This window comes from Microbacterium sp. STN6 (assembly GCF_026410545.1).
Lineage (GTDB): Bacteria > Actinomycetota > Actinomycetes > Actinomycetales > Microbacteriaceae > Root112D2.
The window spans coordinates 135,024-158,882 of sequence record NZ_JAPMIT010000002.1; the positions used below are offsets into that span (position 1 = coordinate 135,024).

Annotated in this window: 22 protein-coding genes and 1 tRNA gene; 18 read left to right on the plus strand and 5 right to left on the minus strand. The window is 69.5% G+C overall.

Annotated elements, in window-relative coordinates; genetic code table 11:
• Nucleotides 1-19: 19 nt before the first annotated feature.
• The 7 genes from hisS to OSC27_RS06075 all read left to right on the plus strand — a co-directional run bounded on the left by hisS (nucleotide 20) and on the right by OSC27_RS06075 (nucleotide 7,036).
• Nucleotides 20-1,336: a histidine--tRNA ligase gene (gene hisS, locus OSC27_RS06045; RefSeq protein WP_267180556.1), complete on the plus strand. Its 1,317-nt coding sequence runs from the start codon at nucleotides 20-22 to the stop codon at nucleotides 1,334-1,336.
• 126 nt (nucleotides 1,337-1,462) lie between these two features.
• Nucleotides 1,463-2,743, plus strand: a complete 1,281-nt coding sequence (eno, locus tag OSC27_RS06050; RefSeq protein ID WP_267180557.1) for a phosphopyruvate hydratase — start codon at nucleotides 1,463-1,465, stop codon at nucleotides 2,741-2,743.
• 106 nt (nucleotides 2,744-2,849) lie between these two features.
• On the plus strand, nucleotides 2,850-3,506 hold the full coding sequence (locus OSC27_RS06055) for an FtsB family cell division protein (protein ID WP_267180558.1): 657 nt from the start codon (nucleotides 2,850-2,852) through the stop codon (nucleotides 3,504-3,506).
• A 2-nt stretch (nucleotides 3,507-3,508) separates the two neighbouring features.
• Nucleotides 3,509-4,024: a DUF501 domain-containing protein gene (locus OSC27_RS06060; RefSeq protein WP_267180559.1), complete on the plus strand. Its 516-nt coding sequence runs from the start codon at nucleotides 3,509-3,511 to the stop codon at nucleotides 4,022-4,024.
• On the plus strand, nucleotides 4,021-5,295 hold the full coding sequence (locus OSC27_RS06065) for a S8 family serine peptidase (RefSeq protein ID WP_267180560.1): 1,275 nt from the start codon (nucleotides 4,021-4,023) through the stop codon (nucleotides 5,293-5,295). Before OSC27_RS06060 ends, OSC27_RS06065 begins: the two co-directional genes overlap by 4 nt.
• A 37-nt stretch (nucleotides 5,296-5,332) precedes the next feature.
• Complete coding sequence (locus tag OSC27_RS06070; RefSeq protein ID WP_267180561.1) at nucleotides 5,333-6,742, plus strand: FAD-dependent oxidoreductase; 1,410 nt, start codon at nucleotides 5,333-5,335, stop codon at nucleotides 6,740-6,742.
• A gap of 220 nt (nucleotides 6,743-6,962) precedes the next feature.
• Nucleotides 6,963-7,036, plus strand: a tRNA-Leu gene (locus OSC27_RS06075).
• Nucleotides 7,037-7,137: 101 nt separating this feature from the next.
• Here OSC27_RS06075 and OSC27_RS06080 read toward each other — a convergent pair.
• A complete protein-coding gene (locus OSC27_RS06080; RefSeq protein ID WP_267180562.1) occupies nucleotides 7,138-9,414 on the minus strand; it encodes an Ig-like domain-containing protein in 2,277 nt (758 codons plus the stop codon).
• A gap of 120 nt (nucleotides 9,415-9,534) precedes the next feature.
• On the opposite strand from OSC27_RS06080, the gene OSC27_RS06085 reads away from it, so the two are divergent.
• From OSC27_RS06085 to OSC27_RS06110, 6 genes are all read left to right on the plus strand, one after another.
• Nucleotides 9,535-10,140 carry a TetR/AcrR family transcriptional regulator gene (locus OSC27_RS06085; RefSeq protein ID WP_267180563.1) on the plus strand — a complete coding sequence of 202 codons (606 nt, stop codon included), beginning with the start codon at nucleotides 9,535-9,537 and terminating at the stop codon, nucleotides 10,138-10,140.
• The gene (locus tag OSC27_RS06090) at nucleotides 10,137-11,417 is read left to right on the plus strand and encodes an MFS transporter (protein WP_267180564.1); all 1,281 of its coding nucleotides are present in this window, start codon (nucleotides 10,137-10,139) and stop codon (nucleotides 11,415-11,417) included. The genes OSC27_RS06085 and OSC27_RS06090 overlap by 4 nt, the downstream gene beginning before the upstream one ends.
• On the plus strand, nucleotides 11,414-12,676 hold the full coding sequence (locus OSC27_RS06095) for an alanine racemase (protein ID WP_267180565.1): 1,263 nt from the start codon (nucleotides 11,414-11,416) through the stop codon (nucleotides 12,674-12,676). Before OSC27_RS06090 ends, OSC27_RS06095 begins: the two co-directional genes overlap by 4 nt.
• A 55-nt stretch (nucleotides 12,677-12,731) precedes the next feature.
• Complete coding sequence (locus OSC27_RS06100) at nucleotides 12,732-14,045, plus strand: D-arabinono-1,4-lactone oxidase (RefSeq protein ID WP_267180566.1); 1,314 nt, start codon at nucleotides 12,732-12,734, stop codon at nucleotides 14,043-14,045.
• 182 nt (nucleotides 14,046-14,227) lie between these two features.
• Nucleotides 14,228-14,434 (plus strand): hypothetical protein, encoded by a 207-nt coding sequence (locus tag OSC27_RS06105; RefSeq protein ID WP_267180567.1) that lies wholly within the window; start codon nucleotides 14,228-14,230, stop codon nucleotides 14,432-14,434.
• Between the two features lie 194 nt (nucleotides 14,435-14,628).
• Nucleotides 14,629-15,390, plus strand: coding sequence for a hypothetical protein (locus OSC27_RS06110; RefSeq protein ID WP_267180568.1), 762 nt, complete (start codon nucleotides 14,629-14,631; stop codon nucleotides 15,388-15,390).
• Between the two features lie 125 nt (nucleotides 15,391-15,515).
• Here OSC27_RS06110 and OSC27_RS06115 read toward each other — a convergent pair whose 3' ends face one another.
• Complete coding sequence (locus tag OSC27_RS06115) at nucleotides 15,516-16,250, minus strand: ABC transporter permease (protein WP_267180569.1); 735 nt, start codon at nucleotides 16,248-16,250, stop codon at nucleotides 15,516-15,518.
• A complete protein-coding gene (locus tag OSC27_RS06120) occupies nucleotides 16,247-17,017 on the minus strand; it encodes an ABC transporter ATP-binding protein (protein WP_267180570.1) in 771 nt (256 codons plus the stop codon). Before OSC27_RS06120 ends, OSC27_RS06115 begins: the two co-directional genes overlap by 4 nt.
• A 187-nt stretch (nucleotides 17,018-17,204) precedes the next feature.
• Between OSC27_RS06120 and OSC27_RS06125 the strand changes: the two genes are divergently transcribed.
• The 3 genes from OSC27_RS06125 to OSC27_RS06135 all read left to right on the plus strand — a co-directional run bounded on the left by OSC27_RS06125 (nucleotide 17,205) and on the right by OSC27_RS06135 (nucleotide 19,505).
• Nucleotides 17,205-17,771 (plus strand): LemA family protein, encoded by a 567-nt coding sequence (locus OSC27_RS06125; protein WP_267180571.1) that lies wholly within the window; start codon nucleotides 17,205-17,207, stop codon nucleotides 17,769-17,771.
• Between the two features lie 12 nt (nucleotides 17,772-17,783).
• A complete protein-coding gene (locus OSC27_RS06130) occupies nucleotides 17,784-18,692 on the plus strand; it encodes a M48 family metalloprotease (RefSeq protein ID WP_267180572.1) in 909 nt (302 codons plus the stop codon).
• A gap of 96 nt (nucleotides 18,693-18,788) precedes the next feature.
• The gene (locus OSC27_RS06135) at nucleotides 18,789-19,505 is read left to right on the plus strand and encodes a sulfotransferase family 2 domain-containing protein (protein ID WP_267180573.1); all 717 of its coding nucleotides are present in this window, start codon (nucleotides 18,789-18,791) and stop codon (nucleotides 19,503-19,505) included.
• Here OSC27_RS06135 and OSC27_RS06140 read toward each other — a convergent pair.
• Nucleotides 19,502-20,728 carry a winged helix-turn-helix domain-containing protein gene (locus OSC27_RS06140; RefSeq protein ID WP_267180574.1) on the minus strand — a complete coding sequence of 409 codons (1,227 nt, stop codon included), beginning with the start codon at nucleotides 20,726-20,728 and terminating at the stop codon, nucleotides 19,502-19,504. The genes OSC27_RS06135 and OSC27_RS06140 overlap by 4 nt on opposite strands.
• Before the next feature lie 42 nt (nucleotides 20,729-20,770).
• Between OSC27_RS06140 and OSC27_RS06145 the strand changes: the two genes are divergently transcribed.
• Entirely contained in the window at nucleotides 20,771-22,012 is a 1,242-nt protein-coding gene (locus OSC27_RS06145; RefSeq protein WP_267180575.1) for an AI-2E family transporter, read from the plus strand.
• Between the two features lie 61 nt (nucleotides 22,013-22,073).
• On the plus strand, nucleotides 22,074-23,333 hold the full coding sequence (ilvA, locus tag OSC27_RS06150; protein WP_267180576.1) for a threonine ammonia-lyase: 1,260 nt from the start codon (nucleotides 22,074-22,076) through the stop codon (nucleotides 23,331-23,333).
• A 21-nt stretch (nucleotides 23,334-23,354) separates the two neighbouring features.
• Here the strand turns inward: ilvA and greA are convergent, their stop codons facing one another.
• Nucleotides 23,355-23,840 (minus strand): transcription elongation factor GreA, encoded by a 486-nt coding sequence (gene greA / locus OSC27_RS06155; RefSeq protein WP_267180577.1) that lies wholly within the window; start codon nucleotides 23,838-23,840, stop codon nucleotides 23,355-23,357.
• Nucleotides 23,841-23,859 lie beyond the last annotated feature (19 nt).

Below are 23,859 nucleotides of genomic sequence, written 5' to 3' on the forward strand. Positions count from 1 at the left end.
CCGTGGAAGAATCGAGGGTATGGCCCGAGATGTGACGCCGCCGCGCGGCATGCGCGATTTCCTGCCCGCCGAGAAGAGCCGGCGCGAGCACGCGCTCGGCGTGATCCGGCGCAGCTTCGCCGACCACGGCTTCGACGAGATCGAGACGCCCGTTCTCGAAGACATCCAGCGGCTGCACTCCGGACTCGGCGGCGACAACGAGAAGCTCGGATTCAGCGTGCTGCGCCGCGGACTCGACGACGACGACCTGGCGAAGGCCGCCGACGGGGGAGACGTGCTCGCGCTCGCCGACCTGGGCCTGCGCTTCGACCTCACGGTTCCGCTCGCGCGCTTCTACGCCAGTCACCGGGCCGAGCTGCCCTCGGTCTTCCGCTCCATCCAGATCGCGCCGGTCTGGCGCGCCGAGCGCCCGCAGAAGGGCCGCTACCGGCAGTTCGTGCAGTGCGATATCGACATCATCGGCGAGGCGGGCCAGCTGGCCGAGGTCGAGCTCATCACCGCCACCGCGGCGGCCCTCGAGGCGCTTGGGCTCGCCGACTGCACCATTCGCGTCAACGACCGGCGCATCCTCGCGGGCCTGCTCGAGTACTGCGGATTCGACGCGAGCCGGCACGCGCAGGCGCTCATCTCCATCGACAAGCTCGACAAGATCGGCGCAGACGGCGTCGTGGCCGAACTCGCCGAAAACGGTGCAGACGCGGCGGCCGTGCTCGGCGGCATCCTCGAACGGCTCGAGCCGCGCCTGGCCGAGGGCATCCCGCTTACCGCCCACGACATCGCCGCCGCGCTTCCCGACGGAATCGACGCCGACGCCGTCGCCGACCTCGAGTCGCTCGCCCACGCGCTCGCCGCCCTGCCGCCCGGGGTTCGCCTCACCTTCGACCCGACACTCGTGCGCGGCATGGGCTACTACACCGGCACCATCTTCGAGATCGCGCACCCCGCCTCCGGCAGCTCGGTCGGTGGCGGCGGCCGCTACGACGGCATGATCGGCCGGTTCCTGGGCACCGACGTGCCGGCGTGCGGCTTCTCCATCGGGTTCGAGCGCATCGTCGACCTGATCGACACGCCAGCGGATGCTGCCGCAGACTCCGTCGCGCTCGTATACGACCCGTCCGTGCCCCTCGCCCGCCTGCTCGCCCTGAAGACCGAGCTCGTCTCGCGCGGCAAACGCGTGCGCCTCGAGCGACGCGCCAAGAACATGAAGGCGCTGCTCGGCCGGGCCAGGGAGGCCGGGTACGGGTCGTTCGCCGTGGTCGAGGGTGCCGCATCCGGTACCGCTGCAGCCTCGGCCTCGACGTGGGCAGACGAGCTGACGTTCAGGCCGCTCGAGTAGGCGCGCACGTCTCGCGGGGCGTTAGGGCCCGCGCATCCGCGGTGTGGGAGCACTCACTAGACTTGCCCGCGGATCACTTCGAATCGAAACGCTTTTCACCGCAAGAAGAAACATAAGGAGATAGTTGTGGCTCAGATCGAGGCCGTAGGCGCTCGCGAGATTCTGGATTCCCGGGGCAACCCGACCGTCGAGGTCGAGGTCGTGCTCGAGGATGGCACGGTCAGCCGTGCCGCTGTTCCTTCCGGCGCCTCGACCGGCGCGTTCGAGGCGTACGAGCTGCGTGACGGCGACAAGGGTCGCTACCTGGGCAAGGGCGTCGAGAAGGCCGTCAGCGCCGTTCTTGACGAGCTCGCGCCCGCCATCGAGGGCTTCGAGGCCGACGACCAGCGCCTGGTCGACACCGCCCTCATCGAGGTCGACGGCACCGAGAACAAGAGCCGCGTCGGCGCCAACGCCATTCTCGGTGTGAGCCTGGCCGTCGCCAAGGCCGCTGCGGATTCGGCCGACCTGGCCCTGTTCCGCTACCTCGGCGGGCCGAACGCGCACATTCTGCCCGTTCCCATGCTCAACGTCATCAACGGCGGCGCGCACGCCGACAACAACGTCGACATCCAGGAGTTCATGATCCTGCCCGTCGGCGCCGGCAGCTTCCGCGAGGGCCTGCGCTGGGGTGCGGAGACGTACCACGCGCTGAAGAGCCTCCTGAAGAGCAAGGGCCTGTCGACCGGGCTCGGCGACGAGGGCGGGTTCGCGCCCGAGCTCGAGAGCAACCGCGCCGCACTCGACCTGCTCGTCGAGGCCATCTCGGCCGCGGGCTTCACCCCGGGCACGGATGTCGCGCTGGGCCTCGACGTCGCCTCCACCGAGTTCTTCGACAACGGCTCGTACACGTTCGAGGGCAAGCAGATCAGCGCCGCCGACCTGTCGTCGTACTATGACGAGCTGCTCGCCGCGTACCCGCTCGTCACGATCGAGGACCCGCTGGCCGAGGACGACTGGGAGGGCTGGGCGCACCTCACCGAGCACATCGGCGCCAAGGTGCAGCTCGTCGGCGACGACCTGTTCGTCACCAACCCGTCGCGCATTGCGAACGGCATCGCGAAGGGCGCCGCCAACTCGGTGCTCATCAAGGTGAACCAGATCGGCACGCTCACCGAGACGCTCGACGCGGTCGCCCTCGCCCAGCGCAGCGGCTACACGACCGTCATGTCGCACCGCTCGGGCGAGACGGAAGACACGACCATCGCCGACCTCGCGGTGGCGACCAACGGCGGCCAGATCAAGACGGGTGCTCCCGCCCGCAGCGAGCGCGTCGCCAAGTACAACCAGCTTCTGCGCATCGAGGAGGAGCTGGGCGACGCCGCGCGTTACGCGGGCCGCAGCGCCTTCCCCCGCTTCACGGCGTAGCTGCACGCAGCCACCACCTCACCGACTCGGGCCGAATCGCGGGTGTTCTCGACGAGAACCCGCGATTCGGCCCGAGTCGTGTGCGAGCCTGCGCGCGAGTGTGCGTGTGAGGCGCGCCGCACTCGCGCGTGCCGAGCGCTCCACGGCCGAGCCGGAACGTAAGATCGAGGTCATGCCCGTTCGCCGTCCCGCAGAGAGCCGCGCGCCCACCACGCGACGCGTGCCGGTGGCGATGCAGCCGAAGCAGAGCGCTGCGGGCGGGTGGCTGCGCGGCATCCGCTTCTCGGGTTTTTCGCTTCTCATGATGGCGCTCGTCATACTCGCGGTCGTCATTCTCGCGCCCACTCTGCACCTCTACATCACGCAGCAGCAGAAGATCGACGATCTGCGCGCCCAGGTGCACGCCGAGCAGAACCGTCTCGACGACGCCCGCGTGCAGCGCGCCCGCTGGAGCGACCCCAGCTACGTGCGCTCGCAGGTGCGCGACCGCCTTTACTATGTGATGCCGGGCGAGACGAACTACCTCATCATCGACGACCGCACGGCCGCCGAGAAGCGCGCGCACGAGGCGCCGGTGAGCAAGAAGATCCAGACCACGAAGACCGACTGGCTTCAGGCGCTGCTCGCCTCCACCGTCACGGCCGGCACCACGGATGCGCCGCCCGCGCACGGCGCGGCCGCCGGCTCGGGGCAGGCCGCGCCCACGAGCACTCCCGTCGCCACCGACCCCGCAACCGTCGCTACCGACCCCCCGAAGGGCTGAGCATGTCTTCACCGCCGTTCGAGCCTGTGAGCGACGCCGACATCCGGGCCGTCTCCGCCCAGCTGGGCAGGCAGGCGCGTGATGTGATCGGCATTCCCGCCCGGTGCGTGTGCGGGGCGCCCACGGTCGTTGCGACCGCGCCGCGCCTCGGCGACGGCACGCCGTTCCCCACGCTGTACTACCTGAGCCACCCGGCGGCCACCGCGGCCATCTCGCAGCTCGAGGCCACCCAGGTCATGAACGAGTACAACGACATGCTGGCCGACGACGCCGAGCTGCGTGAACGCTACGCCGCCGCGCATGAGGCGTACCTCGCCGACCGCGGGAGCATTCAGGCCGTGCCCGAGATCGCCGGCATCTCGGCGGGAGGAATGCCGACCCGTGTGAAGTGCCTGCACGCGCTCGCCGCGCACGCGCTCGCGGTGGGTCCGGGCGTCAACCCCATCGGCGACCTCGCGCTCGCCCGCGCCGACTGGTCGCCGCAGCGATGCGAGTGCCGAGGCGAGCCCGAGGAATGATGCGAAGCCGGCGCCGGCCCAGGCGCCTCCGTCTCACCTGCGCCGCTGCGGTCGCCGCGCTCGCCGCGATGACGCTCACGGTGGCGGCCCCCGCGCCCGCGCACGCCGACCAGGTGCGCAGCCTCGAGTACTGGCTGAGCGGATACGGCATCGCCGACGCCTGGCAGACCACCCGCGGCGCCGGCATCACGGTGGCCGTCATCGACACGGGCGTCGACGGCAGCGTGGCTGAGCTGCGCGGCGCCGTCACCGGCGGAGCCGACTTCTCAGGGCAGGGCGCAGCCAACGGACAGAAGCCGGTGGGCGCCGACTCCGATCACGGCACGTGGGTGGCCTCGCTGCTCGCCGGTCGCGGAACCGGTGCGGGCAACGGCGTCATCGGCGTCGCGCCCGAGGCCTCGATCCTCTCGCTATCGGTGGGGCTGGGCGGGCAGGCGGCGTCGTCGAGTGACGAGCAGATCCCCGACGCGGTGCGGTGGGCCGTGGATCACGGGGCATCCGTCATCAACATGTCGCTGACCCGCAACACGCTCGACTGGCCCGAGAGCTGGGACTCGGCGTTCCAGTACGCGTTCGCGCACAACGTGGTCGTGGTCGCGGCGGCGGGCAATCGCGGCAGCGGCACGACCGAGGTCGGCGCGCCAGCGACCATCCCGGGCGTGCTCACGGTCGCCGGCGTCGACCGCGCGGGTCGAGCCAGCTTCGACGCGTCGAGCCAGGGCATCACGATCGGTGTGTCGGCGCCGAGCGAACAGCTCGTCGGGGTGAGCCCCGGCGGCGGCTACGTGCAGTGGGAGGGCACGAGCGGCGCGGCTCCCATCGTCGCCGGCGTCGTCGCGCTCGTGCAGGCATCGCACCCGGGCCTGTCGGCCGCGAACGTCATCAACCGCATCATCCGCACCGCCCGGCCGGTGGGCTCGGCGCCGAGCCCCATCTACGGGTACGGACTGCTCGACGCGCGAGCGGCCGTGACGGCCGCCGTGCCATCCGTCACTGCAAATCCCATGGGCGATCTCGGGGAGTGGATCAGGGTGCATCGGCGTGCCGAGGCGACGGATGCGCCCACCCCCGGCGCTACCGCCGCGCCGACGGCGACGCCGACCGCGCTCGCCCCCGAACCCGTGGACACCGCGGCGTTCCTCATGCCCCGGTGGGGTACCGTCACGGGCGTCATCATTCCGGTCACGGTGCTTCTCGCATTCGTGGCGATCGCGGCGCTCGGTGGGGTAGCGGCGTGGCGCCATTTCAGGCGGCTGCGTCAAAAGGGGTAGATTGGGGTCATACTTTCCAGCTTGAGGAGACTCTTCTGTGCCCAAAATCCTGATTGTCGGTGGCGGTTACGCCGGTTTCTACACCGCGTGGAAGCTTGAAAAGTGGCTTCGCGCGGGTGAGGCCGAGGTCACGATCGTCGACCCCCGCCCGTACATGACGTATCAGCCCTTCCTGCCGGAGGTCGCCTCCGGCTCAGTGGAGCCGCGCCACGCGGTCGTCTCGCAGAGGCGCCACCTGAAGCGCACCGAGGTCATCACCGCGCAGGTCACCTACGTCGACCACGCGAACAAGACGGCCACCATCACCCCGCCGGTCGGCGAGGCGTGGCAGTTCGAGTACGACATCGTGGTGGTCACGGCTGGCGCGGTCTCGCGCACCTTCCCGATCCCGGGCGTCGCCGATCAGGCCATCGGCCTGAAGACGATCGAAGAGGCCGCGCAGATCCGCGACAAGATGCTGACGAACTTCGACAAGGCGGCTCTGCTGCCTGCCGGGCCCGAGCGCGACAGGCTGCTCACGGTCGTCGTGGTCGGCGGTGGCTTCGCGGGCATCGAGATCTTCGGCGAGCTGCGCTCGTTCGCGAGCGCCCTGCTCAAGCGCTACCCGCAGATCGAGTTCGAAGACACGCACTTCCACCTCATTGAGGCCATGGGCCGCATCATGCCAGAGGTGTCGCTGCCCACGAGCCACTGGGTCATCAAGAACCTGGCCCGGCGCGGGGCTGAGATCCACCTCGAGACGCAGCTCACGAGCGCCGTCGACGGCGTGGTGCAGCTCTCCACCGGCGAGTCGATGGAATCCGACCTCATCATCTGGACGGCTGGCGTCATGGCCAACCCCACGGTCGTGCGCAACACCGACCTGCCCATCGAGGAGCGCGGCCGCCTGAAGGTTCGCGCCGATCTGCGCGTGGGCACCGAAGACGAGATCATCGCCGACGCCTGGGGCGCGGGCGATGTCGCGGCGGTCCCCGACCTCACGGGCGGCGGCGTCGGCGGCTTCTGCGTCCCCAACGCCCAGCACGCGGTGCGTCAGGGCAAGCTCATGTCGAAGAACATCGTGGCGGTGCTGCGCGGCGAGAAGCCGAAGGAGTACTACCACAAGAACGCGGGCGCGGTCGCCGGTATCGGCCTCGGCATCGGCGTGTTCCAGAAGGGCAAGCTCGGCATCAAGGGCTTCCCCGCCTGGGTGATGCACCGCGGCTACCACGGCCTGGCCATGCCCACGTGGGAGCGCAAGATCCGCGTCATCGGCAACTGGGTTCTGAACCTGCTCCTCGACCGCGACATCGTCTCGCTCGAGGACCGCACGCAGCCCCGCGCCGAGTTCGAGAAGTTCGCCGCACGGCCGAAGCCGCCCGCGGCAGACGCCGAGAAGCCGGAGAAGAAGGCCCCCGCGCGCAAGCCCGCCGCGAAGAAGGAGCCGGCCAAGGCCGACGCGAAGTAGAACCTGCAGAACGAAGGGGCCGTCGGCGGCGTGAGTCGCCGGCGGCCCCTTCGCATCCGCTGCCCTTGCCGGCACGAACGAAAACGACGGATCAACTGCGTTTTCGTGAGCGGATGCGGCCCTACCGGGCCGTTTCCGACAGAATCTCCGTCGTTTTCGTTCGCGGCGGGCGGGTGGCGGCCGCGTTCCCGTAGCATTGAGCCGCGGCCGGCAGCGGCACGCCCCCATAGCCCAATTGGCAGAGGCAGGCGACTTAAAATCGCCCGAGTGTGGGTTCGAGTCCCACTGGGGGTACGGCCACGGGGTACGCCCACCGGGTACCGCCACCGACTACCGCCACCGAGTACCGCCACCGAGTACGGGCGCAACCGCGTCAACCGATGTTCGGGCGCGGTCTACAGTGCCGGGTCGATGTAGCGCTCCCACAGCCACACGGCGACGCTGAGCCCGGCGAAGCCGAGGGCTGCGCCCGCCACAAGCAGGCCGCCGACGCCCGCCTGCCAGATCGCGTCGACGGGCACGAGCAGAGCAAAGAACACCGTTCCGACGGCGAGGCTCAGGCCGATCCAGATCGGGCGGGACCACGCGAAGAGCGCCCGCCCGGCGAGCCGCCCCACCGGCACGAGCGAGATGGCCGCCGAGCCGGTGGCGATGATCGCGATGGCCCCGGCGAGGTCGCGCGCGAAGCCGACACCGAGCGCGGTGCTCTCCTGGGGCAGGGCCGCCGATACGCTCCATGCCACGGCGCCCAGCACCGCCAGCGTTGTGATCTGCGCGGCGGCCAGACGCCCGCGCAGCACGTGGTTCGCGCTCGGTGCGAGGCTCGCCGTGACGACGAGACCGAACGCGAGCGCCGGGCTCAGGTCGGCCAGCCGCGACAGCAGCGTCATGGCGGCGACGACCACGATCGCCCTCGCCGACAGCGAGACGGATGCCGCGCCGCCCGTCAGGCGGCGCGCGCCCACCCCGCCCACCAGAATCCAGAGCGCGTTGACGGCCAGCACGGCGAGCCCCACGGCGATGCAGAGCCGTACGTAGGCGGCCGTTTCCGGAGCGGGGCTGGCCAGCGAGACGATCAGGGTCGTGGCGACGAGCAGTGCGACGCCGACGGGCCAGCGCCGCGTCACGGCCGCCTGCGACTGGGGCTCTGCGAGCTCGCCGGCGTCGACCGCCGATGCGGGCTGGTTGCGCCCGAAGAGTCGCCCTCGGGCCACCGCCGCTCCCACTCCGGCGCGCGCCATCGACCGTGTGAGCAGCCGCGCCGGCAGGGCGAGCAGCAGCAGCGCGACGATGGCGAGCACGAGCGCGCGGATCCAGCCCGGAATGGTGGAGACCGCGAGCGATGGCGCGCTTGTGGAGGTGAGGGGGCTGCCGCCCGTTCCCGGCCAGCCGCCGCCGAAGTCTGTGAACGGCGGCGCCGTCGCTCCGGGCGTCGGCGTGGGGCTCGCGCTCTGCGGCGGCGCAGTTGCATCGGGCGAGGTCGGGGGCGCGGGCGCCGTCTGACCGTGGTGCGGTCGCGTCTCAGAGCCCGGCCCCGTCGGCGGGTGGCTCGGCGTCGACGCGCCGGCTGCGGCGTATTGCACCGAGATGGCCGGGCTGGCCGTGCTGGTGTTGCCCGCGGCATCCGTCTGCAATGCCGAGATGACGTAAGTGCCCGCGGTCAGGGACGATCCGCCGGAGCACTGCCAGGCACCGCCGACGACGGTCGCCGAGCACAGCAGGATCGACCCCTTCTCGCTACCGGCATACACGCGGATGCCGGCGCCGCTCTCGCCCGAGCCGGCGAACGTGAACGCGGAGCCGAGCTGCGCCTGCGCTCCCGTGGCCGGGCTCGTGAGCGCAGGCGCGGCGGGGCGGTCGGTGTCGAAGACGACGGGGGAGGAGGGGCTCGAGTCCGAGATCGCCCACGCGGTCGACTGCAGCGCCGTCACGCCGTATGTGCCAGAGGAATGCTTCGGCCCGAAGTTGAGGAAGCACGCCCAGAGCCCGTTCGAGTCGACCTTGACCACACAGTCGTAGCCATCGGATGACGCAACCACCGTCGCCCCAGGGAACCCGGTTCCGTGCACGCCGCCAGCCGACGGCGTGGAATCGACAACGAGCGTCGGCGGCGTTAGCACGTTCACGTGGATCTGCGCGGCGGCATCGGCATTGGTCGTCGGCACGGCCCTGATCGCCACGGCCTTACCGCTGCTGACCGGCACGGCGCAGCTCCATGTCGAACTGGTCGAGGCGTCGATAACGCACGCCGGCTCGGCGTTCGATGCGAAGAAGACCTGGATCTGGTCGCCCGGATCCCGCGTGCCCGTCACCGTCACCGAGTGTGCCTTGATGGTCGCGCCATCCGCCGGCGAGGTGATGGTCGGGGCCACTGGCGGTGCCGGCGTCTCGTCGCTCGGGTCGACGCCGGGTGCGGGGGTGGCGGCGGCCGCCGCGGCGGAATCGCTGCTCGGACCAGGCGTGCCCTCGACCCCGGCCGGCGCCGCCGACGCGGCCGACGCGGCCGGTGCGGCGGACGCGGCCGGCCCCAGCCCCAGCCCGAGTACCGGCGCGCACAGTATCCCCACCCCGAGCAGCGCGCCGACAATGAGTCCGACCGCGCGCGGCGGCCGGACTGTTCGTTTCTGCTCGCGTGAGCGACCGCGGGAGAACTGGTGCACTGTGCGTTCCATCCCAGACGACCCCCGAAGAGATGTCAACACGACCGCCCGGACTTACGGCATACTGACAACTGGGTCGATTGACCCACATCTTGCGCGACGAAGAGCAGGAGACGTTTTGGAGGCAGCGCCGTGACGCGGATCCCCGTCGGTGAACGACGCGACGCCCTCGTGCGCGCGGCCCTGCGCGTGGTCGCGGCCCACGGCGTGACCGCAGCAACCACACGCGCCATCGTCGCAGAGGCGGGCATGCCGCTCGCCAGCTTCCACTACGTGTTCGGCTCCCGCGACGAGCTCATGGCCGCGCTTGTCTCCCACGTCGTCGACGAGGAGGCGCTCTCCATCGCCCCGGCCCTCGCCCCCGGCGACGAGGGAATCAGCGTGCGCGACGCCCTCCGCGGCGGCCTCCAGCGCTACTTCGACGCCGTGCGCGACGACCCCGACCGCGAGAAGGCCATGCTCGAACTCACCCACTACGCCCTGCGGTCTGGCACCATGGCACCCCTCGCCCGCCGGCAGTACGAGCGCTACTACGAGCTGGCGGCCTCGGCCCTGCGTGTGGCCGAAGAGAAGAGCGGATGCCGGTGGCGCCGCCCCGTCGACGAGCTGGCACGTCTCCTCGTCACCCTCACCGACGGGCTGACGCTCGGCTGGCTCGTGGGGCGCGACGATGCGGTAGCAGCATCCGTCATGGACTTCGCGGCGGACGCACTCGCGGCATATGCGGAGGAATCATGACCACGACCGAACGCGCCGCCGTCTTCGCCGAACCGACCCGCGCCGTGCCGGGGCGCTGGATCGCCTTCTTCGCCCTGGCCTGGCTGGGCGTGTGGATGGCGCAGCTCACGCCGATCCAGCTGCTGCTGCCGCTGCAGATCCAGGCGCGGCTCGACACCGAGAACTGGCTCGAGAACGTCGTGGCCTTCGGCATCATCTCGGGCATCGCCGGGCTCTGCGCGATCGTGGCATACCCGCTGACGGGTGCGCTCTCCGACCGCACGACGAGTCGCTTCGGCCGACGTCGGCCGTGGATCGCCGCCGGTGCGGTCATCTTCGGCATCGGCCTCGTGGTGCTCGGGGCGCAGACGACGCTGGTGGGAATCGGCATCGTCTGGTCGATCGTGCTCATCGGCTTCTGCATGCTCACGGCTGCGCTCACGGCGACGATCAGCGACCAGGTGCCCGTGGGCCAGCGAGGCTACGTCTCGGGCTGGCTCTCGGCGCCGCAGGCCATCGGCACCATTCTCGGCATTCTGCTCATCACGCTGCTCTTCACCGACCAGATGCTGCAGAGCGTCATCGGCCAGCTGCTCGCCAACCTCATCCTCGCGGTGCTGCTCATGGTGCTCGTCGTGCCGTTCCTGCTGCTGCCCGACGCCGTGCTCGCGCCAGAGTTGCGTGAGCGCATGACGCTGCGGCGCATCGTCGAGGGGTTCTGGATCAGCCCGCGCGCCTACCCGGACTTCGGCTGGACGCTGCTGGGGCGCATCCTCGTCAACTTCGGCAACGCGTTCGGCACGACGCTGCTGCTCTACTTCCTCGAGTTCGGCCTGAAGCTCGACGACGCGCAGGACGGGCTGCTCGTTCTCACGCTCATTTATATGGTGTTCGTGGTGCTCGCCGCCCTCGGCACGGGCCGCTGGTCTGATCGGCTCGGCCGCCGCAAGGCGTTCGTCTTCGTCGCGTCGGCGCTGCAGGGGGTCGCGGCACTGCTGCTCGCGTTCGTGCCGGCGTTCGGCGTGGCCATGGTCGCGGCCGCGATCCTCGGCCTCGGCTATGGCTGCTTTCTCTCGGTCGACCAGGCGCTCGCCACGCAGGTGCTGCCCGACCCGACCACCCGCGGCAAGGACCTCGGCATCATGAACATCGCGACGGCGGTTCCGCAGGCCATCGCGCCCCTTCTCGGTGCCTTCGTCGTCGTCGCCGTCGCCGGTTTCACCGGTCTCTTCGTCATGGCTGCGGTGTTCGCGTTCGCGGGCGCGCTCGCCGTCGCCCGCGTGAAAGGAGTGCGATGACCACCCTCGACCTCAGCACAGCACCGGATGCCGCAGGCCGCTCCTGGCTGCAGCCCGAGTCGTACTGGCCCGCCCTCACACGGGCCACCGCCCACCTGGACGCCCCCGTCGCCGCTCTGCACGCCGACGCCCTGCGCCACAACGCCCACGACATGCTGCGGCGAGCGGCAGGCAAGCCCATCCGCGTGGCATCGAAGTCGGTGCGGGTACGCAGCGTGCTCGACGCGGTGCTGCGCCTGCCGGGCTACCACGGCGTACTCGCGTACACGCTGCCGGAGGCGCTCTGGCTGGCGAGCGCAGAGGGCGGCCACGACGCGATCACCGACGTCGTGGTGGGGTATCCGACGGCCGACGCCACAGGCATCCGTCGCCTCGCGGCCTCGCCCGAGCTAGCCTCGCGCGTGACGCTCATGGTCGACTCGGTCGAGCACCTCGACTTCATCGACAGCCTCGTGCCGCCCGCCAAGCGCGAGCGACTGCGGGTCTGCATCGAGCTCGACTGCGCCTACACCGCGCCCGCGCTCGGTCACGTCGGCGTGTGGCGTTCACCCGTCTTCACGCCAGCGGATGCGCGCAGCCTCGCGACGCAGATCGTCGCTCGGCGCGGCTTCCGCCTCGTTGGGCTCATGGGCTACGAGGCGCAGATCGCCGGCCAGGGCGACAACCCGGCCGGGCGCCCGGCCTGGGGCGCGACGCTGCGGCTGATCCAGTCGCGGTCGAAGGCCGAGCTTCTCCAGCGGCGCGGGGCCGCGGTGGCGGCTGTGCGCGAGGTCGCCGATCTCGAGTTCGTCAACGGTGGCGGCACCGGCTCGCTCGAGTTCACGGCGAGTGACCCCTCGGTCACCGAGATCGCGGCCGGCAGCGGCCTGTTCGGCGGCCACCTCTTCGATACATACCGCGCGTTCGTGCCCGCTCCCGCGCTCGCGTTCGCGTTGTCGGTGGTGCGCAAGCCGACGCCCGACCGCGTGACGCTTCTGGGCGGCGGCTGGATCGCATCCGGCCCGCCCGCCGCCGACCGTCTGCCCCGCGTCGTCTGGCCGCAGAACCTCGCCTTCGCGCCGCGCGAGATGGCGGGGGAGGTGCAGACGCCGCTGCGAGGAGCCGCCGCCGTCGACATGACGGTCGGCGACCGCGTGTGGCTGCGGCACACCAAGTCGGGCGAGGTGAGCGAACACGCCAATGAGTTCCACCTCGTCGACGGTGACGCAGTGGTGGATTCGCTGCCGACGTACCGCGGTGAGGGCGTGGTGTTCCTGTGAGCGCTGCAGGGCCAGGCGTCGAGGCGGGGCCGGCCGTCAAGACGGAGGCGTGCTTGTGACCGCGACTGGCGCCGTCTGGCGCAACTGGGCGCGCAACGAGCGGGTGCGGCCGATGCGCGTCGAGCGGCCTGGCACCGTCGAGGCCGTTCAGCGCGCGGTGCAGGCGGCGGCGCGTCAGGGCGTCGCCATCAAGGCTGTGGGAGCGGGCCACAGCTTTACCGGCATCGCCGTCGCGCCCGGGGTGCAGCTCGATCTCACCGACCTCAGCGGCATCGTCTCGGTCGACGCGGCGACCCGGCGGGTCACGCTGCTGGCCGGCACGCGGCTCAATCAGCTGCCCGCGCTTCTCGGGCCGCACGGCCTCGCCCTCGAGAACATGGGAGACATCGACCGGCAGACCATCGCGGGCGCCACCTCCACGGGAACGCACGGTACCGGCGGCTCGTTCGGCGGCCTTGCGACGCAGATCATCGGCGTCACCCTCATCACGGCCGACGGCGAGCGGATGCGCGTGGACGACCACGAGAACACCGAGTTGCTGCCGGCCGTGCGTCTCGGGCTCGGCGCGCTCGGCATCCTCGTGGAGGTGACGCTGCAGTGCGTTCGGGCGTTCGTGCTGCATGCGGTCGAGCGGCCGGAGCCGCTCGCATCCGTTCTCGAGACATACGGCGAGCGGTCTCGGGCGGCCGACCACTTCGAGTTCTACTGGTTCCCGCACACGGAGGTGGCCCTGACCAAGACGAACACGAGGCTCCCCGGTGACGCCGAACGGCATCCGCTCGGCGCGCTCGGCCGCTGGGTCGACGACGAGCTCATGGCGAACGGCGTCTATCGCGCGGTGTGCGGTCTCGGTGTTGCTGCGCCGGCCATCGTGCCGCCGTTCAACCGTCTCGCCCAGCGACTCACGGGCAACCGCGAATTCACGGATGCCTCGCCCCGCGTCTTCGTCACCAATCGCACCGTGCGCTTTCGCGAGATGGAGTACGCGCTGCCGCGAGAGGCCGTGCCCGAGGCGCTGCGCGAGGTGCGTGCGCTCATCGAGCGGCAGCGGTGGCGCATCTCGTTCCCCATCGAGGTGCGCTCGGCGGCGGCCGACGACAACTGGCTCTCGACCGCGTATGGGCGCGAGAGCGGCTACATCGCGGTGCACCGCTACTACCGGGAGAACCCGGAGCCGTACTTCCGAGCCGTCGAGCAGATCATGATGGCGCACGACGGCCGGCCGCACTGGGGCAAGATGCACTTTCGCGATGCCGAGTCGTTGCGGCAGGCATACCCCCGGTTCGACGACTTCGTCGCGGTGCGCGACCGGCTCGATCCCGAGCGGCGCTTCGGCAACGCCTACCTCGCCCGCGTGCTCGGGGGCTGAGCCCTACCTCGCGTGTTCCGCGATCGGGCCTACCCCTCGGCTCGAGAGCGGGCCATACCCCTCGACTCGAGAGCAACCGCTTGCCCCTGGCTCGGGGCATCGCGCGGGTGTCACGCGGGAACACCCGCGTTTTGCCCCGAGCGAGGGCATTGCCGTGCGCAGCGCCCCGGTACGCTGCGATGGTGAATGAAACGACGAGCGTCATCTACGGCGGCAGCGGTTGGTGGCTTGTTCTCGCGATTGTGACCGCGGGTCTGGCCGAGACGAAGGGGCGCCGCCGCTGGGTGTGGTTTGTGCTCGGGCTGTTGATCGGCCCGATCGCCACGGCGCTCGTCGTGATTTGGGCGCCGCCGCGGAATCCGGTGCGTACCCCGAAGGTGGGTCGCTGAGCGACTTCTTTTACACGGATGCCGCGAGAAATCGCGTCGCGACACTCCGGCTTGTCCCCCGAAAACGTGCCACGCAAAACCGAACTGGGGCATTGACGGCTCTCTCCTGCGCTGGGAACATGGCTGACGTTCCACAAAAGCTGTGAAGTTGCTGAGAATTCTGAGCATTGCTCAGATATGGGAGGGCTCGCACAATGAACGACAGCGCGTCAGAGACGTCGACCGCCATGAGGTCGACAAGGCTTGCACGAAGAAAGAACGGCCGCAGCGGCCTCGCCGGGATGGGCGGATTCGGGCTGCGACTGGCAACGGGGGCTGCGGTTGCCGCACTCGTCGTCACCGGCACGGTGGGTGCGATGCCCACGAGCGCCGTTGCTGCGCAGCGCGCGGATTCCGTGGCCGCGCTGAGCGCGGCCGTCTCGGCCGACACCGTGGCGAGCGCGTCCCTGCGCTCGAGCGTCGCCGACGATGCGCTGACCAGCGCTCTCGCGACGGCCCGCGATGAGGTGGCCCGGGCGCAGGCGCTTCTTGCGTCGAGCGCGGGCAAGGCATCCGAGGAGGGTCGCGCGGCGCTCACCCAGTCGATAGCAGACGTCACGGCCCAGATTGACAACGGCTCCGCATACAGCGTGCTCGGCTCGGTCATGTCGCTTCGCGAATCAGAGAAGGCCGTCAGCGACTCCGTCTCGGCGTGGGAGCACGCCGAGGCGGCGCGACAGGCCGCAGCAGCGGCTGCGGCGGCCGCCGCGCAGGCTGCCAGGGAATACCAGGTGGTGCACTCGTCGGCGACCGTCTCGTCACATCGCACATCCGTTGTCACACGCAGCGCAGCGCGCGCAGCGGCTCCTTATCTCGCGCCGGGCGTGTCGGCGACACCGCCCGCGAACGATTCATGCGGACCGTGCCCCGGCGCCACGCTTGTGCTCATCCAGGGGTACTGGGGCTGCCCCTCCTGATCGGCACCCGGGGCTGAACTGCGCCGGGGCCCGATCGGCACCCGGGGCTGAACGAAAGACCCGGGGCACACGAACTCCGCCGCCGCCCGGCCGACCACGGGTGGCGGCGGTTGTGCTTTCGCACCTCACGGCGTGCGGCGGCGCAGCGTGACCGAGCCGACGACGATCGAGCCCACCGCGAACCCTGCGATGATGAGCAGCTGGCCGCCCACCCACGGCGCATCGTGGGTGTCGCGTGCGACGGCATTCAGCGCGTCGATCGCGTGCGAGAGCGGAAGCCAGTCGCTGATCACGCGCAGCACCTGCGGCAGCTGGTCGCGCGGCAGAAAGATGCCGCCGAGCAGAATCTGGGGGAACACCAGCGCCGGCATGAACTGCACCACCTGGAACTCGGTGTTCGCGAACGCGCTCGCGAGCAGGCCGAGCGTGGTGCCGAGCACCGCGTCGACGAGCGCAACCGCGAGCAGTAGCCAGAGGGAGCCGTCGATCGTGAGGCCGCACACCCAGGTTGCGAACCCGACGGCCAGGGCGGACTGCACGATCGCGAGCAGCCCGAACGCGAGCGTGTAGCCCAGGATGAAGTCCCCTTTGCCGAGCGGCATGCTCAGCAGACGCTCGAGCGTTCCCGTGCGCCGCTCGCGCAGCGTCGTGATGCTTGCCACGAGGAACATGACGATGAACGGAAACAGCGCGAGCATGGCCGGCCCGATCTGCGAGAAGACCTCGGTGTCGTCGAAGATCCACGCGACCAGCCCGATGAGCAGGCTCGGCACGATGACGAGCAGGCCCACCGTGCGCGGGTCGTGCCGAACCTGCGCGAGCACGCGGCCGGCCGTGGCGAGCGTGCGCCGCGGATTCATCGGCGTTCCCCGTTCTCGCTCGTCGCGCCGTTGCCGCTTGCCGAGTGGCGCGGCGAGTGCCTGATCAGAGCGAGAAAGGCGTCCTCCGCGTTGTCCGTGCCGGTCTGCGCGTAGAGATCCGCCGGTGTCGCATCGGCGAGCACGTCGCCGTCGCGCATGAGGAGCAGGCGTTCGCACCGTGAGGCCTCGTCCATGACATGGCTCGAGACGAGAAGGCTCGTGCCGGCCGCCGCGAGTGAGGAGAACATATCCCAGAGCTCGACGCGCAGCAGCGGATCGAGCCCCACGGTCGGCTCATCGAGAACGAGCAACTCCGGCGAGCCGAGGAGGGCCGCAGCAAGGGAGACGCGACTGCGCTGGCCGCCCGACAGGTGGGCGACGAGGTCCCTGGCGTGCTCGCCAAGGTCGGTCGCCTCGATCACCCGATCGACGTCGGCTGCCGGTGCCGCGAGCACCCTGCGGAAGTAGGCGAGATTGCCGCGCACCGTCAGGTCGTCGTACACGCTCGGCGCCTGGCTCACATAGCCGACGCGTCGGCGAAGTGCCGTGCTGCCGGCCGGGCGCCCGAGCACGGTCACGGTGCCGCTCGCGATCCGCTGTGTGCCGACCACGGACCGCATGAGGGTCGTCTTGCCGCAGCCGCTCGGCCCGAGAAGGCCGACGACCTGACCCCGCGGTATCGACAGGCTGACGCCGCGGATCACGTCGCGTCTGCCGCGCCGCACGCGCAGCCGGTCGGTCACGATCGCGGCGTCGCTCGTCTGCATGCGATGAATTATTCTGCATGGCGGCCGCATCGACGCTCGCGGCGCGCTCGAAGCAGGGCACGAGTGCCGCCACTACTGGGGGCTCTTCACTTGCTTTGAAGGTCATGGGAAGCACATGGGAGTGTCAGGGGCCGCCGTTAGTATTGTCAGGCACCACGCTTGCACCCCCCTGCTGAGGAGTTCTGAAATGGAATGGCTCGTCCCGGTCATCGTCATCGTCGTGATCCTTCTGATCATCGGCATCTACCTCTGGGCGACCTACAACTCGCTCGTCACGCTGGGCGTTCGTGTCGACGAGGCGTGGAGTGATATCACGGTGCAGCTCAAGCGGCGGGCCGACCTCATCCCCAACCTCATCGAGACCGTCAAGGGCTATGCGGCCCACGAGAAGGGCGTGTTCGAGTCGGTCACGAAGGCTCGGGCAGAGACGCTTTCGGCGCAGGGGCCGGCCGAGGCATCCGTGGCAGAGAACCACATGCAGGCTGCCCTGAAGAGCATCTTCGCCGTTGCCGAGGCGTACCCGCAGCTTCAGGCGAGCCAGAACTTCCTCGGCCTGCAGTCTGAGCTGGTCGACACCGAAGACAAGATCCAGGCCGCGCGCCGCTTCTACAACGGTGGCGTGCGCGAGCTCAACACGAAGATCAAGGTGTTCCCGAACAACATCTTCGCCAAGGGCCTCGGCTTCACCGAGCGCGACTTCTTCGAGGTCGCCGACCTGGCGGCGGTCGCCGAGCCCCCGCGCGTGCAGTTCTAGCAACGGGTCTCGATGTACAGGGCCATTGCGCGTAATAAGCGCAACACCGTCTTCATCATCCTGATCTTCTTCGCCATCATCGGCGGTCTCGCGTATCTGGCGAACTACGTGTACGGCAACGGTGGCTACACCATTCTCATCGTGGTGCTCGTGATCGCGGCCTTCTATGCGTGGATCCAGTACTTTTCCGCCAGCGGTCAGGCGGTCGCGATGTCGGGCGCGGTCGAGATCCAGAAGTCCGACAACCCCCGGCTCTGGCGCGTCGTCGAGAACCTGTCGATCGCCACGGGCACGCCCATGCCCAAGGTGTACATCGTCAACGACCCGGCGCCCAACGCCTTTGCAACGGGTCGCGATCCCCAGCACGCCATCGTGGCGGCGACGACCGGCCTGCTCGACATCATGGACGACTCCGAGCTCGAGGGCGTCATGGCGCACGAGCTCGGCCATGTGCGCAACTACGACATCCGCGTCTCGATGATCGTCTTCGGCCTTGTCGTGGCCATCGGCTTCATCGCAGACATCTTTCTGCGCATGGCGTTCTTCGGCGGGTTCGGCGGTGGCCGAGACAACAACCGCGGGGGCGGTGGCGGGGGCAATCCGATCATTCTGATCATCGGACTCGCTGCCATGATCGTCGCTCCTCTGGTGGCCTCGCTCGTTCAGCTCGCGGTCTCGCGGCAGCGCGAATACCTGGCGGATGCGACGGGAGCGTTCACGACACGGCATCCGGATGCGCTTGCCAGCGCCCTGAACAAGCTCGCCGAGTACGGCCGCCCCATGAAGAAGCAGAACTCGTCGATGTCGCACCTGTGGATCGCCGACCCGCTGAAGCCGGGAATCGTCAGCCGCCTGTTCAGCACGCACCCGCCCATCCCCGAGCGCATCGAGCGGTTGCAGAAGATCGGCGGCAGCTTCTAGGCCAAGCCAGTCGCGCGCCCTGTCACATAGCAACCGCAAAGCTTAGTGTGGTGTTCTAGAGGTGGCTCCCAGACCGCGACTCGAGAGGCCTTCGACGTGCCCATCTTCCGTAAAGACGGAAAGAACATCCTCTTTATCCACATCCCGAAGACGGGTGGCTCCGCCGTCGAGCGCGTCTTCAAGAACAGCGGATACGAGTCGTTGTACCTCGACGGCAAGGTCGGGCGGGGCACGGTCAACCACCTGCGGCGGTGCACGCCGCAGCACATGCATGGGGCCATGCTGCAGCAGAACTTCCGCCTCAGCCGCTTCGACGCCATCTTCATGATCGTGCGTGACCCCCTGGCCCGGCTTCGGTCCGAGTACGTATGGCGAAACAGAAACAAAGAGGTAACCGGCGCTGCCTCCGACGTCGAGCGGTGGAGTGTCGACGCGTTCGCTGCCTACCGCAGGGACAACTTCCTCTACGACAACCACATTCGTCCGCAGGCAGACTTCTTCGTGCCGGGCGCACGGGTCTACTACTTCGAAAACGGGCTGCCCGAGGCGATCGCCGATCTCGACTCCTCATTCGAGCTCGGCCTGGTCGACGACATTCCGCGCGTGCGCACGGCGAAGGCGCACGGGCTCGCCAGTTCAGCCGTGCAGATCTCGCCCGAGCTTCGCCGGCGCGTCATGTCCTTCTATCGCGACGATTACGTGCGCTTCGGCTACGACTCCGAGGGTGTGCCGACCAAGCCAGCCACTGAACCGTTCTCTGTGCGGGCTCGCCGCGCACTTGCGCGGCGGCTGCAGTCGTGGGCCAGGGGCTAAAGGCCACCGGCGACCGCCGCCTCGACTTCCGCGCGCAGCGCCGCAGCGAGAGTGCCCCGTTCAGCGACGGTCACTGCCTCCAGCCCCTGCCAGTGGGCGGTCTCGAGCAGCAGGGCGGCAAGACGGGCGGCCGTGTCGGCCGGCGCATCCGCTTCTGACCATGCCGCCTGCACTCGCAGCACGCCGGACTGCCGATCGCTCTTCAGATCGACGCGCCCCACGATGCGGTCGTCGAGCAGCACGGGGAGCACGTAGTAGCCGAACACGCGCTTCGGCCGCGGCGTGTAGATCTCGATGCGGTAATGGAAGCCGAAGGTGCGCAGCGCCCTCTCACGCTGCCAGACGACCGGGTCGAAGGGCGAGAGCAGCGCCGCCGCATCGATGCGCCGGGGGATACGCGCCTCGGCGTGCAGCCACGCGCGCTCGGCCCTGTCACCGCGTTCCCAGCCCCGCACCGTGACCGGCACGAGCTCGCCCTCCTCTTCGAGGCGTTGGATGGCCGCACGAGCGGGCTGCCGCTTGATGCGGTAATAGTCGGCGAGGTCGCCGAGGGTTCCGACCCCGTGTGCGCGAGCGGAGCGCAGCAGCAGCTCGCGCACAGCATCGTGCTCGCCGATCTCGAGTTCGAGCACGTGGCGGGGCAGGATGCTCTCCGCGAGCGCGTACGTGCGCTGGAACCGTTCGCGCCCCGCCGACACGACCTCACCCCAGCGAAAGAGCACCTCGAGCCCGACCTTCACGTCTGACCAGCCCCACCACGGGCCGGTGCGCCGGTTCGCGTCGTGCTCGACATCACCCGCCGTCAGCGGCCCCTTGGCGGCGAGCTCGGCACGCAGCCAGTCGAGCATTGCGCCGTTCGCCGACGCCCACGAGTTCTCGTCGGCCAGCGCCGCCCGCCGGTACGCGGCCATGCGCCAGCGCATCAGCGCCCAGTCGGCGACGGGAATGAAGGCCGCCTCGTGCGCCCAGTACTCGATCAGGCGCCCCTTGCGCGTGAACGTGAGCCGGTCGAGCAGCGTCTTGTCGTACGCGCCGAGCCGCGCGAAGACCGGCAGGTAGTGGCTGCGCTCGAACACATTGACGGAGTCGATCTGCAGCAGCCCAACGCGGTCGATGAGAGTGTTCAGCTGCCGGGTGCCGACGGCCAGCGGATGCGGCCTGCCGAACCCCTGCGCACCCAGTGCAACCCGCCGGGCCTGCGCCGCGGACATCGTCTCGATCATCGACACGACCCTAGCCCGACCCGCCGACATAGACTTGCGAGCATGCCCGGTGCCGACGACACGACAACGCACGACACGACGACCCGCGCACGACGTCGGCGCGTGAACGGGGTGCGAGGGCCACGACTCGCTCGCGCCGCCCAGACCGAGCATTCGCTGCCGTCCGGCGTGCGAATCGCCGGCGCCTGGTCGTGGCGCCTTCTCGTCATCGGCGCCGTGATCGCCGTCATCTGCTTCCTCATCATCCAGCTGCGGCTCATCGTGATCCCGGTGCTCGTTGCCGTACTGCTCTCGGCACTCATGTCGCCGTTCGTCGATTACCTCCACCGTCGCCGGTGGCCGCGCGGCCTCGCGGTCGCCGTCGCATTCGCCGCCCTTGTCATCATCATCGGCGGCCTGGTGTACCTGGTCGTCTGGCAGGTACGTCTCGGCCTTCCCGACCTCAAGAGCCGGAGCGTCGACGTGTTCGACGACGTCGTGTCGTGGCTGAAGACCGGCCCCCTGCAGCTCTCGTCGTCTCAGATCGACGACTACGTCGGCCAGATCGGCCACATGATCCAGCAGGATTCCCAGGTGCTCATCAGCGGCGCGCTGTCGGTGGGATCCACCGTCGGGCACCTGCTCACGGGCGTTCTGCTCGCCATGTTCTCGACCCTGTTCATCCTGTACGACGGAAAGGGAATCTGGCGCTGGATCGTGCGCATCTTCCCCAAGCGCGCGCAGCCGGCCCTTGATGGCGCCGGCGGTGCCGGCTGGAACACGCTCGGCAGCTTCGTGCGGGTGCAGATCCTCGTGGCGTCCATCGATGCCGTCGGCATCGGGCTTGGCGCGTTCGTGTTCGGCGTGCCACTGGCGGTGCCCATCGCGGTGCTCGTGTTCCTCGGCTCATTCGTGCCGGTCGTCGGGGCGGTCATCACCGGGGCCGTGGCCATCGTCGTCGCGCTCGTGTACAACGGCTGGCTGATCGCGCTCATCATGCTCGGCGTGGTGCTGTTCGTTCAAGAACTCGAGGGGCACGTGCTTCAGCCGCTCATCATGGGGTCGGCCGTGAAGGTGCACCCACTCGCCGTCGTGCTCGTCGTGGCCGCCGGCACCCTGCTCGCCGGAATTCCCGGCGCGCTCTTCGCGGTGCCTCTCGCCGCCGTCGGCAACGTCATGGTGCGCTACATCTCCGGCGGCTCGTGGCGAAGCTCGCCGCACGGGGTGCGCCAGTCCGGTACGCCGCTTCTCTGGCAGACCGTGCCGGCCGTTCCGCGTGGCCTGCGCAGGCCGCCTCGCGCCTGACGAGCAGCGGATGCGCGCAGCCATGCGCATCCGGGCATATAGCAGCGCTTAAACTGAGCAGATGGCCACTTTCAGCGAACCGACGACTGCCCGAGCGCTCATGCCGAGCCTTGAGGAGATCGAGTCGGCGCGCATCATCGTCTCTCGCGTGGCCGATGTCACGCCCATGGAGACGTCGCGCTACCTCGCCGAGGTGCTCGGAGCGCCGGTGCTGCTGAAGTGCGAGAACTTGCAGCGCACAGGCTCGTACAAGATCCGCGGAGCGTACAACCGCATGGCGCAGCTCTCCCAGGAAGAGAGGGAGCGCGGCGTCGTGGCCGCCTCTGCGGGCAACCACGCCCAGGGCGTGGCATTCGCGGCGCGCGAGCTCGGCATCAAGGCCACTATTTTCACCCCGCTCGGCGTTGCGCTGCCCAAGCTGCAGGCGACGCGAAACTACGGCGCAGACGTAATTCTTGGCGGCAGCACGGTTGAGGAGCCACTGCGCGCGGCCGCGGCGTTCGCCGAAGAGACCGGCGCGGTGCTGATTCCGCCGTTCGACCACCACGACATCATCACGGGCCAGGGCACGCTCGGTCTCGAGATTCTCGACCAGGTGCCCGATCTCGAGACCGTGATCGTGCCGATCGGCGGCGGCGGACTCATCGCGGGCGTTGCGAGCGCCGTGCGGCAGCGCGCCGCTCGTGAGGGCCGCACGGTGCGCGTCATCGGAGTGCAGGCCGAGAACGCGGCAGCGTTCGTGCCGTCGATGCAGCAGGGTGGTCCGGTCGAGATCGAGGTCGGGCCCACCATCGCCGACGGCATCGCGGTGGGAAAGCCCGGGTCGCTCACCTTCGACATCATCAAGGACACGGTCGACGAGATCGTCACCGTGACCGAAGACGATATCGCGCGCGGTCTGCTCGTGCTTCTGGAGCGCGCGAAACTGGTCGTCGAGCCCGCCGGCGCGGTCTCGGTTGCCGCCATCCTCGCAGGCAAGGTCACGGCGAGCGGCCCGACCGTCGCCATTCTCTCCGGCGGCAATATCGACCCCCTGCTCATGCAGCGCGTCATCGGCCACGGCCTGGTGGCGTCCGAGCGCTACCTCAAGCTGCGCATCATCCTGCCCGATCGCCCGGGTGAACTGGCCCGCACCTCGCGCCTCGTCGCCGACGCCAACGCCAACGTGGTCGGCGTGCTGCACACGCGCTTCGGCCGTGGCTTCCAGCTCAGCCAGGTGGAGCTGGAACTCAGCATCGAGACACGGGGCGCCGAGCACAGCCGCGAAGTCGTCGAGACGCTGCGCGCCGCGGGCTACGACCCGGTGCTCGACCTCGAGTAGCCGCCCCGCGGCCTTCCGCGACTACGAGTAGGTTTCCACCTTCTCGACGGTGACGGCGATCTCCTTGCCGTTCGGGGCCTTGTACGTGGTCGACTCACCGATCTTGAGGCCGAGAATGGCCTCGCCGAGCGGGCTCTGCTCGCTGTAGACCGACACGTCGGAGTCGCCGGCGATCTCGCGGCTGCCGATGAGGAAAACCGTCTCGTCCCCGGCGATGGTTGCGGTGATGAGCGTTCCGGGCTCGACGACGCCGTGGCTGACCGGAGCCTCGCTCACGGTCGCGTGACGCAGAAGCTGGGTGAGCTGGGTGATGCGGGCCTCGATCTTGCCCTGCTCGTCTTTGGCGGCGTGGTAGCCGCCGTTCTCCTTCAGGTCGCCCTCTTCCCGGGCGGCCTCGATCTTCTTGGCGATCTCGTCTCGGCCGGTCGTGCTCAACTGCTCCAGCTCCGCGGTCAGACGGTCGAATGCATCACGGGTCAGGAAGCTGACCTGGGTCTCCTGGGACATGCTGAACTCCTTAGCGCCT

Excerpts from the sequence above, each read along its gene's own strand:
- OSC27_RS06125 (WP_267180571.1), top strand. The coding sequence starts at position 17,205 with ATGGAATGGCTCGTCCCGGTCATCGTCATCGTCGTGATCCTTCTGATC.
- OSC27_RS06095 (WP_267180565.1), top strand. The coding sequence starts at position 11,414 with ATGACCACCCTCGACCTCAGCACAGCACCGGATGCCGCAGGCCGCTCC.
- OSC27_RS06110 (WP_267180568.1), top strand. The coding sequence starts at position 14,629 with ATGAACGACAGCGCGTCAGAGACGTCGACCGCCATGAGGTCGACAAGG.
- OSC27_RS06120 (WP_267180570.1), bottom strand. The coding sequence starts at position 17,017 with ATGCAGACGAGCGACGCCGCGATCGTGACCGACCGGCTGCGCGTGCGG.
- OSC27_RS06145 (WP_267180575.1), top strand. The coding sequence starts at position 20,771 with ATGCCCGGTGCCGACGACACGACAACGCACGACACGACGACCCGCGCA.
- OSC27_RS06060 (WP_267180559.1), top strand. The coding sequence starts at position 3,509 with ATGTCTTCACCGCCGTTCGAGCCTGTGAGCGACGCCGACATCCGGGCC.
- OSC27_RS06115 (WP_267180569.1), bottom strand. The coding sequence starts at position 16,250 with ATGAATCCGCGGCGCACGCTCGCCACGGCCGGCCGCGTGCTCGCGCAG.
- hisS (WP_267180556.1), top strand. The coding sequence starts at position 20 with ATGGCCCGAGATGTGACGCCGCCGCGCGGCATGCGCGATTTCCTGCCC.
- OSC27_RS06090 (WP_267180564.1), top strand. The coding sequence starts at position 10,137 with ATGACCACGACCGAACGCGCCGCCGTCTTCGCCGAACCGACCCGCGCC.
- OSC27_RS06080 (WP_267180562.1), bottom strand. The coding sequence starts at position 9,414 with ATGGAACGCACAGTGCACCAGTTCTCCCGCGGTCGCTCACGCGAGCAG.
- OSC27_RS06140 (WP_267180574.1), bottom strand. The coding sequence starts at position 20,728 with ATGATCGAGACGATGTCCGCGGCGCAGGCCCGGCGGGTTGCACTGGGT.
- OSC27_RS06130 (WP_267180572.1), top strand. The coding sequence starts at position 17,784 with ATGTACAGGGCCATTGCGCGTAATAAGCGCAACACCGTCTTCATCATC.
- greA (WP_267180577.1), bottom strand. The coding sequence starts at position 23,840 with ATGTCCCAGGAGACCCAGGTCAGCTTCCTGACCCGTGATGCATTCGAC.
- OSC27_RS06065 (WP_267180560.1), top strand. The coding sequence starts at position 4,021 with ATGATGCGAAGCCGGCGCCGGCCCAGGCGCCTCCGTCTCACCTGCGCC.
- ilvA (WP_267180576.1), top strand. The coding sequence starts at position 22,074 with ATGGCCACTTTCAGCGAACCGACGACTGCCCGAGCGCTCATGCCGAGC.